Here is a 17,884-nt window from a genome sequence, read left to right on the forward strand (position 1 = left end):
CACCTGTGTAGAAGCATCTACCTTCTACAATATTAAATATTTAATGTCGAGAACTTGACTAGACATCTTGAATTTATTACCGATAGCGTTATCGACGATTTATTTTAAAAGCGACAAAAAAAACGATAACCTTGTATTGTAAATCACCTATTTACTCACCTAATAACCGATAGATTATGAGAATATTCACAAGAATACCTTCATTGTTTATGTTTGGAACTTCAGCATTAATTTTCACTAGTTCCATCCACCCACCCTCCAACCCAATCAACATGTCAAAGAACAACGACAGCATCCCGACAATCGTCAATGATTCTGATGTAGACGTCTTGGCCAACGGCCTAAAACTCGAAGCTGCCAAGCAATTTAAAAAGTTCATAGCGCCGCAAAACATACAACAGTGGCAAACTCGTAAAAATGCCATCAATCAGTTTATTCAAGAAAAGACCAACTATAAACGATTTCACGATCTACCACTAAAATATACCGAACACAAAACCACCAAACTCGAAGGGTTTGAGCTCAAGAATATCACCTTCCAAACTCGTCCTAATTCGCTTACTACTGCCAATCTTTATATACCAGATGGCAACGGACCATTCCCTGCGGTGCTTGTCATGATGGGCCATTCCAGAAATGGAAAGTTCTATGACAACTACCAACTTGTAGGTCAAGATCTCGCCAAGAATGGCTATGTTGCATTGCTCGTCGATCCATGGGGCGCCGGCGAACGATCCACGGAACATCTTAATTTTGAATATCATGGTTCTCACATGGGAGGCCATTTAATTGATTTAGGTGAAACCCTAATGGGCATGCAAATAACTGATAACCTGCGTGCCATTGACCTGCTCGAGTCCCTATCCTATGTAGATAAAAACTTGATCGGAGCGACCGGTGCAAGTGGCGGTGGCAACCAAACCATGTGGATTACAGCAGTCGACGAACGGATTAAAGCCGCCGTACCTGTCGTTTCCGTAGGCACCTTTGAATCCTATGTGATGAATGCCAATTGTATTTGCGAATTGCTTCCCGATGGACTCACATTCCTTGAGGAATCTGAGATTCTCGGATTGATAGCTCCTCGAAAGCTTAGCTTATTCAATGCCCTTCATGATAGCAATAAAGCCTTCTTCCCAAGCGAAATGTTTAGATCATATCGAACAGCAAATCAGATTTACAAGCTACACAACGCAGAAACAAATTTCTCTTATCAACTGTTCAACACCACACACGGATATTGGGCAGAGCAGCGTCGCGCGATGATTTCATGGTTCAACGAAAATCTACTCGATAAAACGGCAACAAAAAACACAAACCACGCTTCGCTCTCAACACTTAGCCAAGAAACCCTCCAGGTATTCGACCAAGGAAAGCGTTTGCCAGAAGTACTAAGTACGCAAGACTATTGCCAACAAACAGCAAAAGATATACTGAACAACTTCGATCCTAAAAAAATAAATCGAGAACAGCATCTTTTACAACTTCAAAAGCAACTTCAAATTGATCTCACAAGTCCAACTCGATATGAGAGCACAAAGGCTAGCATCAACGATACATGGGATCGATATGATATCAAATTTCCAAATGGAAATGAACTACTTGCATTAATCAGCAACCCTTCAAAAGCAAAGAAATTTAAGCTCATATTCGCAGCAGAGATACCAAAAGGCCAACTAAATGACAGCGTGCGAAAATACCGTGACCAAGGCTTTGCTGTCGTTCTAGCAGATCTTACCGGACTAGGAATTAATAGTACCTCCGTTGGTCAAAAATTCGACAATGGATTACCAAAGCATCATACCCTCTCCCGCTCGCAACACTGGTTGGGACGGAATATGATGGGTATTTGGACTGAGCAAATAGCGCACCTGGCAAACTTTGTAAAGCAAAAATTCAATGCGCAAGAAATCCATATTCATGGCAACAAGGAATTGGGTGTCGCCTCTATTCTAGCGGCGGCCCTAAACAATCAAATTGACGAAGTTGAAACTTACGATTCGCCAATCAGTTATCTTGTTCGGAAAGCCAGATTAGATAGTTTTTACAGCCAAGCTATTCACATTCCAAGTATCATCAATTGGGGAGATCTAACCCTCGCTGCCGCATTAGCACCTGCCGATATTCGTATGTACAATCTTCGTGATATCGCTGGAGATCCGCTTTCGCAATCGGACATTGCAGAAGTCCAAGGAAAAATAACTTCGATCAAAACAACGCAAAAATCAAAAAGTAAGGTCAAGCTCAATTAAAATTGACATACATATTAAAAGGCACCCGTAGGTGCCTTTTTTCTTACTTTTTCATTAGTCTGCTTATTAAAAGGCTTAATAGAAAGCTTATTAAAGAACCAATGACGGTCAGAACAACGCTGCTGAATAAATCGTTTAAGGTTAAACTAAACCAAAACGAACAGGCTGTGCCTCCAAGGGTCCCTAAGGAGACCGATTTATACCAGTCCAAAACCCCTGTTTTTTGGCCCCTTATCCCGCTTATCTTTTTCAATTAATTCTAACAGTTGAAGAAGAACCGCCATACTGAAATCGACGTACTTGCCGATCCGAATCAATCGGTCCGGGAATTTCGCTGAAGATTTCAATATCATCTTTACAACGAATCAAATATGCTCTAATGTTTGTCTCATAACATGCTTTTGTAAGAGTAGCTTCGCCACTCGATTAATTAATTTAATGTCTATTATCGTTTGTTACGCTTTTGCTTCAGTAAAACCTAAGAACGCTTTAACAACATATATTGGCTGTCGGATACCTCGTTCGTGCTTTCTTCAATACAAAACACCCAAACATGTAAGCTATCACTTGTCATATGTTCCGTGATGCTAATCTTAGTCTGTTTCGAAACTCGCGTTGCATCCTCCACTACCAGATACTCTTTCTTCAAATCGTCATATACGACAGCTAATACCTTATCCGAACCTTTTCCACTGAACCGACCTGCTGTGAATGCCCAACTTAAAATGAACTCAGACGGACTATTTGCGGTCACCCCCAGACCCTTCAAGGAAGGAACGCCTCCTTTACTGAGGATAACTTTGCTATAATCGATTTTCAATTCCGGATAAGTACCAATAATTGCAGTATTTATAATCGATCCTATCAGATTTGCTGCAGCCGTTGAGTCGGTAATCTTAGTATCCATAAACCCAAGGTTAACAATTGAACGAATCGGGTGAACAAACGCTGATGCTAAACCGAATTTCAAACGTACTGCCAATTGCTTTTCGCTAGGTTCTTTCCCCGAGGGACTTGGTAATGAAAGAATGTATGAGATTCCTCTCCATCTACTACCAATCACATTTCCGACTTTTCCTTGAAAGTCGCCTAAAATTCCACTAAAAATTCTTGCCATGTTTTCTATTTTTTTTAATTAAACCAAATGGTCCGCATGCTGACCAACTCTTGTTACTGATATCGAGAGCAAACATAACAAGCTCAAAAACAACTTTTTTGAAATGGAACAAAGTGAGACATTACAGCAAAAAATGAACATAAATGGCACAGCGAACCGCCAAACTAAACCAATAACTTAATTTAAACATTATATTATCTCTATATAGTTTATTATAGTTTTAATAATTAAATAAAATGATTGTTGTCATTTGTTATTAACTAAAACAAACACAACTTTACGAGCAGGAAAAGCCATGCGCTATATGAAGCATTAGCTTCTCTTCAAAAGAAAACATGAATACAAATTACACACAGCATTATATGAATCAAATAACAGCAACCAGAGTTTACAGTTTAATACAAATTAGCTGTTACCTACTGATCACATCAATCTTATTTTCGTGCACAAAAAACGATTTCAACGGATCGCCAGGAGACGCCGAAGTAAGTGTTAACATCGGCATGAAATACGAAGAGGAAGACAACAAGAGTAGAGCATTGCCTTCACAAGTAAACAGCCCTGACAACCAAGTTATCGAGATACCATTGGCCGACGGCAAGCTTCTTCGGGCAGAGCTAACGACCGTAAAAAAAAACCGCGCAACAACGATCGTCCCAGTTCCTACAGGAATGGTTTATCGCGTCGTAGTATATAATTCAAACGGATCATATAAAGATCAAAAACTATTTACTGCAGGGTCCGAAGCTTCCGCAGGTAACTTCATCCTCGATGGAAATACACAGTACACCTTTATTGCTTATTCCCTCGGAAATGAAAGGGACCCAGGGGCAGCGCCGAGCACAGCACTCTCCGCTAGCACTGTTATACTCTCTAGTCTCACGTTAACAAACACCAACAATGACGCGTGGCTCCATGTAAAACAAACCGTAACGACTACAACAGGACAAAACAATATCAATTTAATACTGAAAAATAAATTGAGCCAAATTACGACAACCGTTGATGCCTCTACAATCGGACCTATCACGGAAATTGGCGCAAAAATCGGTGGCCATTATAGTCAATTATTGAACATTAAGCTCGATGATGGTAGTTTTACACCTACGAGTACCGCGCAATCAAGAAACTTTATATTCTCTAATTTAGGTCAAAGTAAACTCAGCAGTGCTCCCTTAATTTATTACAACGGCAGCTCAACACCCTATGCCTTAGTGATTAGTTCCTTGAACGCGGGAGGAACGCGTAAAACAGACATAACAGTAGATAATTTCATCTTGAAGCCTGGCTATCAATACAACTTGACCATAACTTTTGTAACCTCAGGAATCATTGTCGGTGACTTGATTTGGGCAAAAGGAAACTTAACGTATAACAACGGGATCTACTCCAACAGAAACAATCCTGAAGAAACAGGATATGATTACAAGTTAACAGATTACTGGAATTACGCATCCCCTGAATCAGTTTTACTACCGGCAATGAATACTACATTTCAAGCAGAAACGCCGGCAATTCAACTTCCACTCAATGATCCTTGCCGATTAATAGAAGGCGGTTTATGGAGAATGCCAACATTGGCTGACTTTGAAAGCTTGGGTAATCCAATAGTAGTCAGCGAAAGTGGTGTCGAGAATTCCATTTTAAATGGTACACAACCTAATGGAACAGGTTCGTCATTGACCAACACAAAAGACGCAGCAGGATATATTTATTTCACAGGAACAGACACTTATTCCGGACAGCCAGCAAAGCTCAAATTCTTTGCCGGTGGTGGATTACGTGGTGCTGTAACTAACAACATCCCGCAATCGGAACCGGATATCTCTACATTCCGAAATTTTGATGTTATCTACCATGCTTCCGACGCACAAGAACCAAACCCGACAGGTGGACTCTATGGTGTCCCTATGGAGTTGAGAAGCTATCTATATGCGCCGCCAACCTTCTTAACACTAAATGAAAATAGCGACAAACGCTTCAATTTCCTATCACAAAGATACGTACATACAGAATTAGAAAACGACGATGTCAGACCACGTCGAGACAGTCGATTCCCAATACGATGTGTGAAAAGTAAATAATAAGCATCCTATATAATTTTGTCTTCCTTTAACAATTAACATCGAAGAGCCGTTGCAATAACGGCTCTTTTTTATAATCCTTCCTGCGATCGGGCCGTTAATATTCATCAAATACCTAGAACTAGCTATTTTTTGGGTTGCACGATACATTTACATTTGGCTCGATGCATTGTTGAAACGATCATCTAAATAGAAATCATTCTACAAATAACCCAACGTTATAAACTTTATGAACACTATTATCAAGACTATCCTATCCATTTCTTTTATGCTTCTTACCTCGTATTCAATCGCTCAAGAACTCAGTGTAGTAGAAGCAAATGAAAAATATGCATTCGAAAATGCTCAGGGCAAGATTGTCATCCAAGCTGAATATGACAGAGCCGAAGATTTTTCAGACGATCTCGCTTTGGTGATGAAGAATAACAAATTTGGTTTTATTGATAAAAAAGGAATAGTCAAAATTCCATTAAAATATGACAATGCAGAGTCCTTTTATGAAGGTTTAGCCAAAGTTAATCAAGGAGCTGAATTTAGTGAACTCATCGGAAGGCTGGGTGGTACTTGGGGGCTCATCAATAAAGAGGGAAAAGTGATTATTCCGATTGAATATCGAGGAATAGATTTCATCGCAGACGGTGAAATTCTGGCAACAAAAGATAAAAATGGGTATATTTTCAATAGGAAAGGAAAACTAATAAGAATTAACGACTTCGCTAAATTTGCTGAATCCGATGAATTTATGGATTAACAACCGAAGCATCGCAAAATAAAAAATCACTTCTGATCTAAATTAACGGCATTACCAAAAATTATGGGGTTATTTTCAATATTCAATAAAGCAGACCGGGAAAACCATCTAATCGAATATCGGGTCGGCCAGGAATGGCATTATCATACACGCAAAAATGAAGAAGACTCAACATTAATAATCGTAAAAATAGAGCCCGAAGAAGATGACTTCATCGTTCATATTCATGTTTCAGGAGTCCAACTTGCTACTGCACATACTACATCCGGATTTGTAGAATATATTTCCCACCTTCCGCTTTCCCAAGAAGCTGTACTCGCCAGCATCACTCACTTAAAAAATGATCGTTGCGCCATGCCAGACTACGAGTTTGGCTATGTCCGATGGAAATCTGCTTACGACGAAAACAAAGCCGGCGTCTTCAGTATTCCTTTAAACGAAATTTTGAACTATCTAGAAAAGGGAATCAAGACCGAATGATGTCGATTTATCTTATGAACTTTTCTTAATGTGGATATCCGTTTGTGGAAAAGGAATTTCGATCCCAGCTTTATCTAAGGCTTCTTTACAACTAATGATTAACTGCTCCTGCATCGTCCAAAAATTCTCGTTACTCGTCGTAACGCGAACGGATAGGTTTATGGCACTATCGCCCAAACTTGTCACCACTACCGCAGGCTCGGGATCAGTAAATGCAAATTCATTGCTTCGTATACAATCCAACAGTATGCTTTTCGCTTTACGCAGGTCAGCATCATAAGAAACACCAATATCAAACCAAGTTCTTCGTGTCCCAAGCTCAGTGTAATTTGTGATATTACTGTTGGAGAGCTCGCCATTAGGGATAACCACAAGCTGATTTTGGGGCGTCACAAGTCTTGTATTAAAAATATCAATCACTTTTACCGTACCATCCACACCTGTAGAGGAAGAAATATAATCGCCAACCCTAAAAGGTTTAAACAAAAGGATCAATACGCCCCCCGCAAAGTTGGACAGCGAGCCCTGCAAGGACATACCAATTGCCAAACCAGCAGCACCGATTACAGCAATAAAGGTAGAAGTTTGAACCCCTAACTGGCTAACGACTACGATAAATAGCATAACCTTTAAAACCCAGTTAATCAAGTTCCCTAAAAATGTCCTGATGCTAGGATCAATGTCGCGACGTACAAAAATCTTATCAACAAGCTTCCGAACCAATCGTATCAGCCAGAGCCCCAAAAACAAAACCAATCCGGCTGATATTATCGAACTAATCAATATCGGAGCATATCCAATAGCACTGTCAATAAATTTCTCAATCTTTCCTTCTACATTTTCCAAGTTTTCTACCTGCATCAAATCTTAATTTTATATACGCGAAAAGTTTAAATAAATAAAACAGCTTTTGATTTTCATGACCAACAACTTCACCAGCATATTTCCACAACTATAGGAATAGAAAAAATCTAAAGGAAATGTTGAATCGTTGGATCATCAAAACCGATTGCTGTGAATATTAATCTGACAGAATCAAGGATTAATTCTGCCTATTAATAATTAATGTGGTACAAAACTACCGAAAATAAACTAATAAGCAAAATTAAAGAACATCTAATCAATAAAAGTGTCGAACTAAAAACCCATTGCAATGAAATGTCTAGGAATAGGAAACATCATGATTATTTCTGTAATGTAACTATATAGATAAAATCTATGCAATAATTCCCAAGTCAAAGCACTTCTTTTTATATTTTGCGGCAATCGCCTATGGAATTATTGAAGAAAATCGTTGATATAGTTTATAACATTGTCTGGTCAGACATCCTAGTATATCTCTGTTTATTAACAGGAACCTACTTTTCTATTAGGTTTAGACTTCCTCAACTACGCTATCTTAGAGAAATGATAAGTCTTCTGTTCAATAGCAAAGCGTCTGACAAAGGAATCTCCTCATTTCAAGCATTTTCACTTGCCATTTCTGGCCGCGTTGGAACGGGAAACATCGCGGGAGTCGCCACAGCGATCGGCATGGGAGGACCTGGCGCAATATTTTGGATGTGGGCAATAGCCTTTCTTGGAAGTGCTTCAGCTATCGTAGAAGCAACATTGGGACAACTATATAAAAAAGAAATTAATGGACAATATAGAGGTGGGCCGGCATATTATATTCGGTATGGGTTAAATAATAAAACGTTCGCAATAATATTTGCAATCGTCACCATTGTCAGTACCGGCTTCCTTCTCCCCAGTGTGCAATCTAACAGTATTGCTGTAGCGGTAAACACGGCTTTTGGAACATCAGGAGTACTCACAGCGCTTGTTCTCATGACTCTTTTAGGATTGATTATTATTGGAGGGGTAAAAAGAATCAGTAAAGTGTCCGAATTGGTCGTCCCGTTCATGGCTGGGGCTTATATTCTCATGGCCTTTGTTATCATCGCTATGAACTATGATCAAATTCCTTCCGTATTTTCATTAATATTTCGATCGGCATTCAGTTTGGACGCAACATTTGGAGGAATCGTAGGTACCGCCATATCTTGGGGTGTTAAGCGTGGCATCTACAGCAATGAAGCCGGCCAAGGAACAGCGCCTCATGCCGCCGCAGCAGCAGAAGTCGACCATCCATTTAAACAAGGGCTCGTTCAAGGTTTCTCCGTGTATGTCGATACCCTCTTCGTGTGCACTGCAACCGCCCTCATGATACTATTTACCGGGCAGTACAATGTCGAGCACCCGGATGGTTCTTTCATCGTGCAAAATTTACCCAGCATCGAGGCGGGACCAGCATTCACACAGATGGCAGTTTCCCAGCATTTTCCTATGATCGGTAGTTCATTTGTCGCTATTGCACTAACGTTTTTCGCATTCACCACCATAATGGCATATTATTACATTGCCGAAACCAATGTCAACTTTCTATTTTGGAAGAGTAAAAATAATCTGGCAACCTGGAGCTTGAGAATACTGATGTTATTATCTGTATATCAAGGCTGTGTAACTACTGCTTCAACTGCCTGGCAACTCGGCGATATCGGCGTCGGATTAATGGCATGGTTAAATATCATAGCGATCATTCTGCTATACCAGAAGGTTGTACTAATGGAAAAAGATTTTGCTTTTCAAAAAAGCCAAGGACATAACCCCATATTTGACAATCAATCCATGAAGATTCCAAACATCCCTTTTTGGGATAAAATTAAAAAATAATATATGCAAAAGCTTATCAATCTCCATGTTTTCAAAGATTTCCTGCGTTCGAGTAATGCCGGGGGTATTTTACTTTTCTTAGCGGTAATTGTCTCACTAATTCTAGCAAATTCGCCACTAGCACCAGCATTGCAGAACATCCTCGACCATCAACTAGGATTTGAAAATGAGTCAATTCATCTCCGATACTCCATACTTTTATGGATAAACGATGGATTAATGGCAATTTTCTTCCTCATGGTTGGATTGGAAATCAAACGAGAGATTGTCGAAGGTGAGCTTTCATCTCCAAAAAAGGCATCGTTGCCAATCTTATGTGCAATCGGGGGAGCTGCAGTTCCGGCAATTCTGTATTTAAGCCTGAACGCTGGATCGGAAACTTCATCCGGTTGGGGAATTCCAATGGCAACAGATATTGCTTTTGCACTCGCTGTAATTAATTTGCTAGGAAATAGAATTCCTGCCAGCCTTAAAATATTCCTCGCGGCATTGGCGATTGTCGACGATTTAATCGCGATTCTTGTCATTGCTTTCTTCTACTCTTCAGGGATCGAGACGACCTATTTAATTTACGCAGCGATTGGAATGATTGTTTTACTCGCTATGAATAGAATGAACATCCAAAACCCTTATTTGTATCTCTTGCCAGGCGTTTTTATTTGGTATTTCATCCATCATTCCGGAATCCATGCTACCATTGCTGGAGTGCTGGTTGCTATGACTATACCTACAAACGACACCGATGTGGAATCGCCACTTGAACGATTGGAACATGCCCTAGTGAAACCCGTAAATCTTTTGATAATTCCAATTTTTGCTTTCGCAAATACCAATATAACATTGGAAAACACTATGATTCAAGGCTTAACATCCTCCTTGGGATTGGGAATCGCATTAGGACTGATCCTTGGTAAGCCAATCGGTATTATACTGATCGCATTTCTATGCCGTAAATTGAAATTGAGTGAGCTTCCAGAAAATGCCAACTGGCGTCATATTCTCGGAGTGGGTCTATTGGCCGGAATTGGATTCACCATGTCTATTTTCATTGCGCTACTATCGTTCGAGTCTGAAACACACATTGCAGAAGCTAAGCTTGCTATCTTAATAACATCACTTTTAGCAGGCGTACTTGGATTTATCATATTACGCGCTAGCTCAGTAAAAAATCAGTCATAGACGAATTAATTCAATTCAAAACATTTTAGAAAGATTAAATATTATAGCTTCAAAACTAGTACTTAAAATTCTGCTATGTGCTACCATTCTGCCACCCCCAGTAATCAACAATTGACGCAGCAATTCCCTGATAAAAAAATCAGTTATCGAGGAAAAGAGATTTACCATGTGTCGGGATTCGCCCGACCAAATCTGCCAGTTACATTAAATAGCGACTACGATAGCATTCGAGAGGCAAAATGGAAGCTAATCCCCTTCTGGGTAAAAACGGAAGCAGATGCCGCGAAATATGCCAATACGCTCAATGCAGAATCCGAATCGATATTCGAAAAAGCTTCCTATAAAAATTACATTAATAAAAACAGAGGCATACTCTACGTTAATGGATTCTACGAGCCTCATAAAGTCAGAGGCCAGAAAGAAACAGAAAACTATTTCATTTACAAACCAAATAAAGAGATTTTTACACTCGGTATTGTATTCTCCGACTTTACCGACCAAGAAACCGGAGAGCGCTACCCCACCTTTTCAATTATTACAACGCCTGCGAACCCCTTACTCGAAGAAATACATAACGAAAAAAAACGAATGCCATTGATTATCTCGCCTCAGGAAAGAGATGCGTGGTTATATGCTAATGGGAAAAACGAAATCCAACAGCTAATGAAACCTTACGCAGGAGAATTAGCGGCTCATCAAACATACCGTGTGACAGCTGCGCGTGGAGAAGATACAGATCGACCTGATATACAAAATGCTATCTAATTTCTGTAAAATTCATTTTGATAAATTACTAAAAAATTTAGTAATTTGTCAAAATGAAACCCTTAGAAATCCACTGTCGCAACCGTGTCATGTATGCACAGCTATCTGTTAACGATAGAGGTTTGGGGATGCGCGACTATAACCTAACAGGAAAAGACGGTTTATCCCTGTATATCTTTCGCAAAGAACAGGGTGAATGGAAATGTGCATATGGATACCTCGATGAAGATATAAAACAAGCCATTATCGATGCTTTAATCTTGCGTTTTGATTGGACTATAAAAGACTTATTCTACCTCGATGGGGAAAGACATGTCGTCGAAATCAGAAGTAAAAAAGGTGGACTATGGCATATATACGACAATAATAGATATATAGCGAGTATCAATTACGATCGCTTTACGCGTCAATTTGAATACCACCTAGACGACCCTACGCGCAGTGTCACTGAAGCACATCTAAGGAAATATACGGAGATGATTAAACGAGGCGAAATCACCTGGCAAAAGGAAGAGAGATAAACTAAATCATGCATCAACACGAGTAAGTTCCTTGCCTACACTCTTTAAAATGTAGTGATATTCGGAATATAAAGAGATTAAAATGAAAATTACAATAGATATCCTTAATTTGTAGGCAAATTCCCGTGAACACGGATTAGTTATGAAGCCATTATTATTATCCCTCTTTTTGACCCTGCAATTTATTAGCCCGAGTCATGCCCAAACCGAAAAACTGTTGGGTAAATGGGTCCTGGACATTGTCTTATCTGAAGATAATTCCTTACTACCGATCAATGACATACAATTCTCTACCGAAGCTATTTATGTCATTTCACCTCATATGATCGAGATTCAAGGCTATGAGCAACCAGCGAGGTTTATTGGTAGTAGTGAAATCCAGTTAGGTACCAGAACTTTAAAATATGGGTTCAGCGATGACTACTTGATCCTCATTGAATCCGGATCCAACAAAAAGCTATGCCTTCTCAAACACACAGATTTCATCAACAAATATCCTGAATTTAAAGAAAAGAGGGTACCAAACTTGTCTACAGAGGTTTATGAAATGAATAAACTTTCCGACGTCAGCTTCCAACATCCGGATGTCAAAGAATTGCAATTCTATGTCATCGCAAATTCCCCACTACTTAAGAAGAAGACGTCCGGAAATTTTCAATTTACGATAGACTTTTTATTAAGTCCCGACAATTTCATCAGCGACATTCTCATCGAAGGCATCAACGACAAGAAGATGGAAGCCGAAGTCAGAAAAGCAGTATTCGCCGCAAACCAGTTTTATAGAAACAATACCGGCAAAACATTACTTGTTTCTACCCCTTTTCAATTTTTCAAAATGTACAAATCATTTGACGAACCTACGAAAAAGGTCTATAATCACTATCTGAGCGGCGACGATTGGTATGCGCAAAATGAATTTGAAAAAGCAATTCAAGAATATGAAAAAGGTTTGAACATAGAATTCGATAAGAAAAGATTTACAGGCCTGTTTTATGAAGATTATATCATACATCTAGGAGTCTCTTATCTCGCAACTAACCAATTAGAAAAGGCAGACAAAACATTCCGAATACTGGGCGATGAAACTAATTTCAAAATACGAAACTACTTAAGATACTTTAGCCCTAAGGCTAAATAACTTAAAGAAATAAAGTACTAACAGAAATTGCGTATAACCATAAACAGCATCCTCGATAGGAATAGTGAGCATCCGGACACCTAGGAAATCGCCAGGATTATAGTTCACAATCGGACTTTCTAAACCTGTACCTGTCAAAACACCATTAACAGGAAAAAAACCCAGCATCAAAATACTGAATACAAAAGATGCCTTCGCAATCCAGTCAACACGAGCCACGAAATGCAAATAAATTAATGTACCCAACGTAGCAATAGCCGTTACTAAGGTATATATTTTATCGTAATGAAGCAGAGCCATCAGCACGCAAACAATCACGGTTACAAAGACAATGAGATTATTAAAGCCTAGGAGCCAAGATAGATTAAAGAACTTTTCAATACAGTAGTATGTAAAAATGCAGGAAAATGGTATGCATATAAAAAATAGCCATTCTTCAATAGGAAGACCAGCAACGTTCAGACCAATGGTATAATCTGTATTGAACCACCAAACGCCATGTGCTGTGAACCAAACATCCCAAGCTATAAATGGAATGGCGACGATGATTGAAGCCTTCAAGAAAGACCAGAAATGACGATCAAAACGGATCCGCCGATCGAAGGAAGCAAGAAAACAGATGATAATTGTAAAGAATAATATCAATAGATAGGTATAGCTCATTATGCTTTCTCCGATTTAAAATACATTTTAAAATATTTCATGGGTACATAAAGAAACCCAAAACACTCGCCGTCTTCTTTCCCAATATGCTTATGATGTTGCTTATGCGCTCGTCGTAAAGCCAGAAAATAACGATTTTCACTTTTACTAAGAACCTTCAGGCGCTGATGAATAAAAATATCATGTACAAAGAAATAGGCCATCCCATATAGCATAATGCCTAAACCTATAAAGAACAGATAATTGTATCCTTCTAAGGATCCAAAATACATCAATGCAATGGATGGGATAGCAAAAATCACAAAGAAATAATCATTTCGTTCAAAAGCCCCGTCCGAGCTGTGATCATGATGGTCCCGATGTAAAACCCATAAAAAGCCATGCATCACATACTTATGGATCAGCCAAGTTGCGCCTTCCATCAAGATAAAAGTCAAAAGGGTAATTAAAATATTTAGCATATCGACAGATAATAAAAGTAAAACACATTAATTTTCTAAAACGTCCAAACTTAATCTATTAGTGCCTTAACATCGGCTATTGGCATATCGGGCTCAAAGGCTCCCCAATTCTCTTGGATAAATCGACGATCCTCAGCAATATTCGATTTATAGCCTAAGAATGAAGGAGCATTCTTCTGAATAGACAAGCGAACAAAGCGCAATTCCGGATTCTTGGGATCTTGACGAATGGCTCGCTCAATGTCTTTACGTCCTTCCTTAAAGGTGCTCAACTTAGCAATAGGACTAAACACATGATTTGCCCAAATCGTCTTCAAACCGCCTAAATACGCTAACTCAATCGGTGTGGGATTCTTAGAACCCTCCAGTTTAACAATTAGCCGCCTGCAAAGTTCCTTATCAGCAATGCATCGCTTATAGTTCAATCTTACGTCCGACAAATCATTACCCAAGCAAAACACCGTAGAAAGCAAAAAAACAAACAGAAACGTGTGCTTGATCATAACCAAGCTGATTTATATCGAACGTAGCATTTCAAAGCAACATAAGCTTTTTCCGAATTCGGTACACGAATACGCTTATTTAATATCTCAGAAGAGGATTTACTCCGAATTTTTTTAAATAAGGAGAGATAATATTTATATGCTAAGTATACTCCGAACATAGCCGAACTGGGGAGTTTTTTAATTCCGATTAGTGCTTCCTTAAATTCTGCATGTATCTCCTGTTCGATCTGCACCTTCACCTGATTGTCGAAAACTTGCATATCGATGTTGGGAAAATAAGTGCGTCCCAAAATATGGTAATCATCTTTTAGGTCCCGCAGGAAATTAATCTTTTGAAACGCCGATCCCAACTTCATGGCATAAGGCTTCAGCTCATTATATTTTTCCTTATTCCCCTCCGTAAACACTTGTAGACACATCAAGCCCACGACCTCTGCTGAACCATAAATGTATTCCTTATACAAATCCGAATTATAATCTACCTGCTGTAGGTCCATCTCCATGCTGTGCAGGAACTGGTCGATCAGATCCTGATCAATCTTGTAACGGTTTACAGTTTCCTGAAAAGATTGTAAAATGGGGTTGATGGAAATACCGTCCTCAATTGCATGTTGAGTTTCAATCTTTAATCGCCTCAGCAACTTCTCCTTGTCATAACCATGAAAACTATCGACGATTTCATCCGCCAGGCGCACATAACCATAAATCGCATAAATCGCTGGGCGAATCGTCTGCTTTAAAGCTAGAATCCCTAAAGAAAAACTCGTACTATACTTTTTGGTAATCACCTCACTGATGCTGAAGGATAGCTCGTCAAATTTCTGTTTCATATAGTGCTGTTTTTTAGTTTTATAATCTCATTGGCTACAATCCGACCCGAAATAATGGCAGGTGGTACACCTGGACCGGGAACCGTTAGTTGCCCCGTATAGAATAAATTCGGAAGTCGCTTATTTCGAATTTTAGGCTTCCAGACGGCGGTTTGTTGCAACGTATTGGCTAAGCCGTAAGCATTGCCACCATAAGCGTGATAATCTCGCTTAAAGTCCGACACACAATAACTTCGCTTATAAATAATCTTAGAATAAAGATCATGAGTGCCGGTATGCCGCTCTAATCGCTTCAACATCGCTCGCAGATAATGCTCGCGTTTGTCTTCCGGATCGCTAATATCGATCGCGAGTGGCATCAAAAGGAATAAGTTCTCCTTGCCTGCCGGCGCAACATGTGGATCCGTCTTTGACGGGCAACATGCGTAGAATAAGGGCTTGTCCGGCCATTTCACATCATCATAGATGCAGGAAATATGATCATCTAACGCGTTCTCAAAAAACAAACTGTGATGCGTTAAGTTAGGAATACGCTCATCAATTCCTAAATAATAAATCAGGCTCGAAGGTGCGAAAGTTCTCGACTTCCAATACTCTTCCGTATAATTTCGATACGGCTTTGGCAATAAAGTTTCCGTATGATGATAATCTGATGATGCAATAACCACATCAAATTGCTCTAAAACACCATCAATCCTTAAAGCGCTGACTCTATTTCCTTCGACCTGAATCTCCTCCACTTGCTTATTAAAATGAAAAGTTGCCCCCTGCTTCTCCGCCACGACGCACATCGCTCGAACAAGCTGATAAAATCCACCAATAGGATAATGGGTTCCCAATGCGTAGCCACCATAATTCATCAAGCTATACAGAGCAGGTATGTCTTTGGGTGAGGCGCCAAGAAAAATAACCGGAAATTCCATTAAGGTCCTCAGTTCTGCACATTTGAAATAACGGGCAACATAATTTCGGAAGTTCGACAATAAGTCCAGTTTTAGTGAATTCTTCGCAATCTTTGGCGACATAAATTCCAGCCAGCTGTGTGAAGGTTTATTTACGAATTCCTTCATCCCAATTTCATACTTAAATTTCGCGGATTCCATAAACTTACGCAATTGCAGACCTGCCCCCGCTTCCCTAGCTTCGAACAGTTCAACCATATCCTCAAAATCCCTTGGTATCCGCATATTTGCAGCAGAAAATATCATCTCAAACTGCGGGTTCAAAGAAACCAACTGATAAAAATCAGATGTTTGATAGCCAAAGTCAGCAAAAAATCCGTCAATAATATCAGGCATCCAATACCAGCTTGGGCCCATATCAAAAACAAAACCCTCATCAGTAGAAAATTGCCTGGCACGGCCACCGGGTTGATCATGGCGCTCATAAACGTGAACATCAAAGCCCGCTTTCGCAGCATACGCAGCGGCAGACAAACCTGAAAAACCAGAACCTATGATGGCAACCTTTCTCCTCATCGTTTTTTACTTTTAACTCCTTCTTCTAATAAATGCTCACTCTCAATCTGCTTATCATAAATAGCCAAATGAAATACATCCAGCTTCTCCAGCAAACGGATCAGCTCCAACTTTTCACTACTCGTGAGGTTCCCCGTCACGATATCCGAAGCCATACGTATCTTGTCCATCTGCTGCTCCAACACCGATAAACCCTGCTCACTAATCCTTAACACTTTACTCCTTCTATCTGTCGACGAATTAAATTGTTCCACCCAGCCCTGCGCAATCAGTCGATTGATAATCTGTATCCCGCTCGGCTTCTCATGCACATTTTTCTTAATCAAATCCATCTTCGTCATCTCACCAAAGGATTTCAACGTAATCAAATAGATAAAATCGTCCTGTGACGTAAAGCCCGACCCATGAATCGCAGACTTGGAATAACTCTTTGCATATCGCCCCATATGAACTAGCAAAGTGTTGATAACACTTTCCGCACTTCTGCCCTTCTCCTTCCCTTCCCAGTCGACCTCCAGCGCATCGCTATCCTTTGCATACCGATTCTTAAGCCAGTCAATAAACCCCTCTGTATCCTTTGTATATATTTCATCCAACTGACTCTCCGCTTCAAAATCCTCAAGAAGCGCAATCATATCTTTTAAAATATTGTATTTCATTTCGTAATAATAGTATGTAAATATACTATAAAAATTCAAATAAAGCATATTATAAAACTATTTATTTTAGATGTTAGATGTAAGATTTTTGATATTAGAGTATGTCTTTTATTTTAAACATTTGATTTAGTAACGAATGGAAAGTTATTATTAAACCTTTTGTTTATACATGGCAGGATAGATTGTTTTGAACCTTTGGTTTAGAAAGGGAATTTTGTTTTGAACCTTTGGTTTAAACAGAGAGTAATTGATGAATAAATACTTAATAGAAGATATATGGTATTA

Annotated in this window: 17 protein-coding genes; 9 read left to right on the forward strand and 8 right to left on the reverse strand. The window is 39.4% G+C overall.

Going from position 1 to position 17,884, the window contains the following annotated elements; all coding sequences use genetic code 11:
• The first annotated feature begins 176 nt into the window (after window positions 1–176).
• Window positions 177–2,252, forward strand: coding sequence for an alpha/beta hydrolase family protein (locus tag B2400_RS16130; RefSeq protein ID WP_293934927.1), 2,076 nt, complete (start codon window positions 177–179; stop codon window positions 2,250–2,252).
• Window positions 2,253–2,730: 478 nt separating this feature from the next.
• Here the strand turns inward: B2400_RS16130 and B2400_RS16135 are convergent, their stop codons facing one another.
• Window positions 2,731–3,369, reverse strand: coding sequence for a DUF6266 family protein (locus B2400_RS16135; RefSeq protein ID WP_293934929.1), 639 nt, complete (start codon window positions 3,367–3,369; stop codon window positions 2,731–2,733).
• Between the two features lie 335 nt (window positions 3,370–3,704).
• Here B2400_RS16135 and B2400_RS16140 point away from each other — a divergent pair, with 335 nt between their 5' ends.
• The 3 genes from B2400_RS16140 to B2400_RS16150 all read left to right on the forward strand — a co-directional run bounded on the left by B2400_RS16140 (window position 3,705) and on the right by B2400_RS16150 (window position 6,684).
• Window positions 3,705–5,453, forward strand: coding sequence for a hypothetical protein (locus tag B2400_RS16140; protein WP_293934932.1), 1,749 nt, complete (start codon window positions 3,705–3,707; stop codon window positions 5,451–5,453).
• Between the two features lie 229 nt (window positions 5,454–5,682).
• On the forward strand, window positions 5,683–6,204 hold the full coding sequence (locus tag B2400_RS16145) for a WG repeat-containing protein (RefSeq protein WP_293934934.1): 522 nt from the start codon (window positions 5,683–5,685) through the stop codon (window positions 6,202–6,204).
• A 63-nt stretch (window positions 6,205–6,267) separates the two neighbouring features.
• Window positions 6,268–6,684, forward strand: coding sequence for a hypothetical protein (locus B2400_RS16150; RefSeq protein ID WP_293934937.1), 417 nt, complete (start codon window positions 6,268–6,270; stop codon window positions 6,682–6,684).
• A gap of 12 nt (window positions 6,685–6,696) precedes the next feature.
• Here the strand turns inward: B2400_RS16150 and B2400_RS16155 are convergent, their stop codons facing one another.
• On the reverse strand, window positions 6,697–7,545 hold the full coding sequence (locus B2400_RS16155) for a mechanosensitive ion channel family protein (protein WP_149526133.1): 849 nt from the start codon (window positions 7,543–7,545) through the stop codon (window positions 6,697–6,699).
• A gap of 411 nt (window positions 7,546–7,956) precedes the next feature.
• Here B2400_RS16155 and B2400_RS16160 point away from each other — a divergent pair, with 411 nt between their 5' ends.
• The 5 genes from B2400_RS16160 to B2400_RS16180 all read left to right on the forward strand — a co-directional run bounded on the left by B2400_RS16160 (window position 7,957) and on the right by B2400_RS16180 (window position 13,002).
• Entirely contained in the window at window positions 7,957–9,399 is a 1,443-nt protein-coding gene (locus tag B2400_RS16160; RefSeq protein WP_293934940.1) for an alanine/glycine:cation symporter family protein, read from the forward strand.
• A 3-nt stretch (window positions 9,400–9,402) separates the two neighbouring features.
• Complete coding sequence (nhaA, locus tag B2400_RS16165) at window positions 9,403–10,578, forward strand: Na+/H+ antiporter NhaA (RefSeq protein ID WP_293934942.1); 1,176 nt, start codon at window positions 9,403–9,405, stop codon at window positions 10,576–10,578.
• A gap of 75 nt (window positions 10,579–10,653) precedes the next feature.
• Window positions 10,654–11,343 (forward strand): SOS response-associated peptidase, encoded by a 690-nt coding sequence (locus B2400_RS16170; RefSeq protein WP_293934945.1) that lies wholly within the window; start codon window positions 10,654–10,656, stop codon window positions 11,341–11,343.
• A 53-nt stretch (window positions 11,344–11,396) separates the two neighbouring features.
• Window positions 11,397–11,864 (forward strand): hypothetical protein, encoded by a 468-nt coding sequence (locus B2400_RS16175; protein WP_286652396.1) that lies wholly within the window; start codon window positions 11,397–11,399, stop codon window positions 11,862–11,864.
• Between the two features lie 142 nt (window positions 11,865–12,006).
• Window positions 12,007–13,002: a tetratricopeptide repeat protein gene (locus B2400_RS16180; protein ID WP_286652395.1), complete on the forward strand. Its 996-nt coding sequence runs from the start codon at window positions 12,007–12,009 to the stop codon at window positions 13,000–13,002.
• On the opposite strand, the gene B2400_RS16185 is transcribed toward B2400_RS16180, so the two are convergent.
• Genes B2400_RS16185 through B2400_RS16210 form a run of 6 tightly spaced genes read right to left on the reverse strand, consistent with a single transcriptional unit; the run spans window position 12,973 to window position 17,599 of the window.
• Complete coding sequence (locus B2400_RS16185) at window positions 12,973–13,665, reverse strand: lycopene cyclase domain-containing protein (RefSeq protein ID WP_293934949.1); 693 nt, start codon at window positions 13,663–13,665, stop codon at window positions 12,973–12,975. The two genes, B2400_RS16180 and B2400_RS16185, sit on opposite strands and share 30 nt — an antisense overlap.
• A complete protein-coding gene (locus B2400_RS16190) occupies window positions 13,665–14,126 on the reverse strand; it encodes a sterol desaturase family protein (protein WP_293934951.1) in 462 nt (153 codons plus the stop codon). Before B2400_RS16190 ends, B2400_RS16185 begins: the two co-directional genes overlap by 1 nt.
• A 50-nt stretch (window positions 14,127–14,176) precedes the next feature.
• Window positions 14,177–14,566 carry a hypothetical protein gene (locus tag B2400_RS16195; RefSeq protein WP_293934953.1) on the reverse strand — a complete coding sequence of 130 codons (390 nt, stop codon included), beginning with the start codon at window positions 14,564–14,566 and terminating at the stop codon, window positions 14,177–14,179.
• A 59-nt stretch (window positions 14,567–14,625) separates the two neighbouring features.
• Window positions 14,626–15,462: a phytoene/squalene synthase family protein gene (locus B2400_RS16200; RefSeq protein ID WP_293934956.1), complete on the reverse strand. Its 837-nt coding sequence runs from the start codon at window positions 15,460–15,462 to the stop codon at window positions 14,626–14,628.
• Window positions 15,459–16,940: a phytoene desaturase family protein gene (locus B2400_RS16205; RefSeq protein WP_286652391.1), complete on the reverse strand. Its 1,482-nt coding sequence runs from the start codon at window positions 16,938–16,940 to the stop codon at window positions 15,459–15,461. Before B2400_RS16205 ends, B2400_RS16200 begins: the two co-directional genes overlap by 4 nt.
• On the reverse strand, window positions 16,937–17,599 hold the full coding sequence (locus B2400_RS16210; RefSeq protein WP_286652390.1) for a MarR family winged helix-turn-helix transcriptional regulator: 663 nt from the start codon (window positions 17,597–17,599) through the stop codon (window positions 16,937–16,939). The genes B2400_RS16205 and B2400_RS16210 overlap by 4 nt, the downstream gene beginning before the upstream one ends.
• Window positions 17,600–17,884 lie beyond the last annotated feature (285 nt).

This window comes from Sphingobacterium sp. UBA6645, assembly GCF_002455685.1.
In the GTDB taxonomy this organism is placed as follows: Bacteria; Bacteroidota; Bacteroidia; order Sphingobacteriales; family Sphingobacteriaceae; genus Sphingobacterium; species Sphingobacterium hotanense.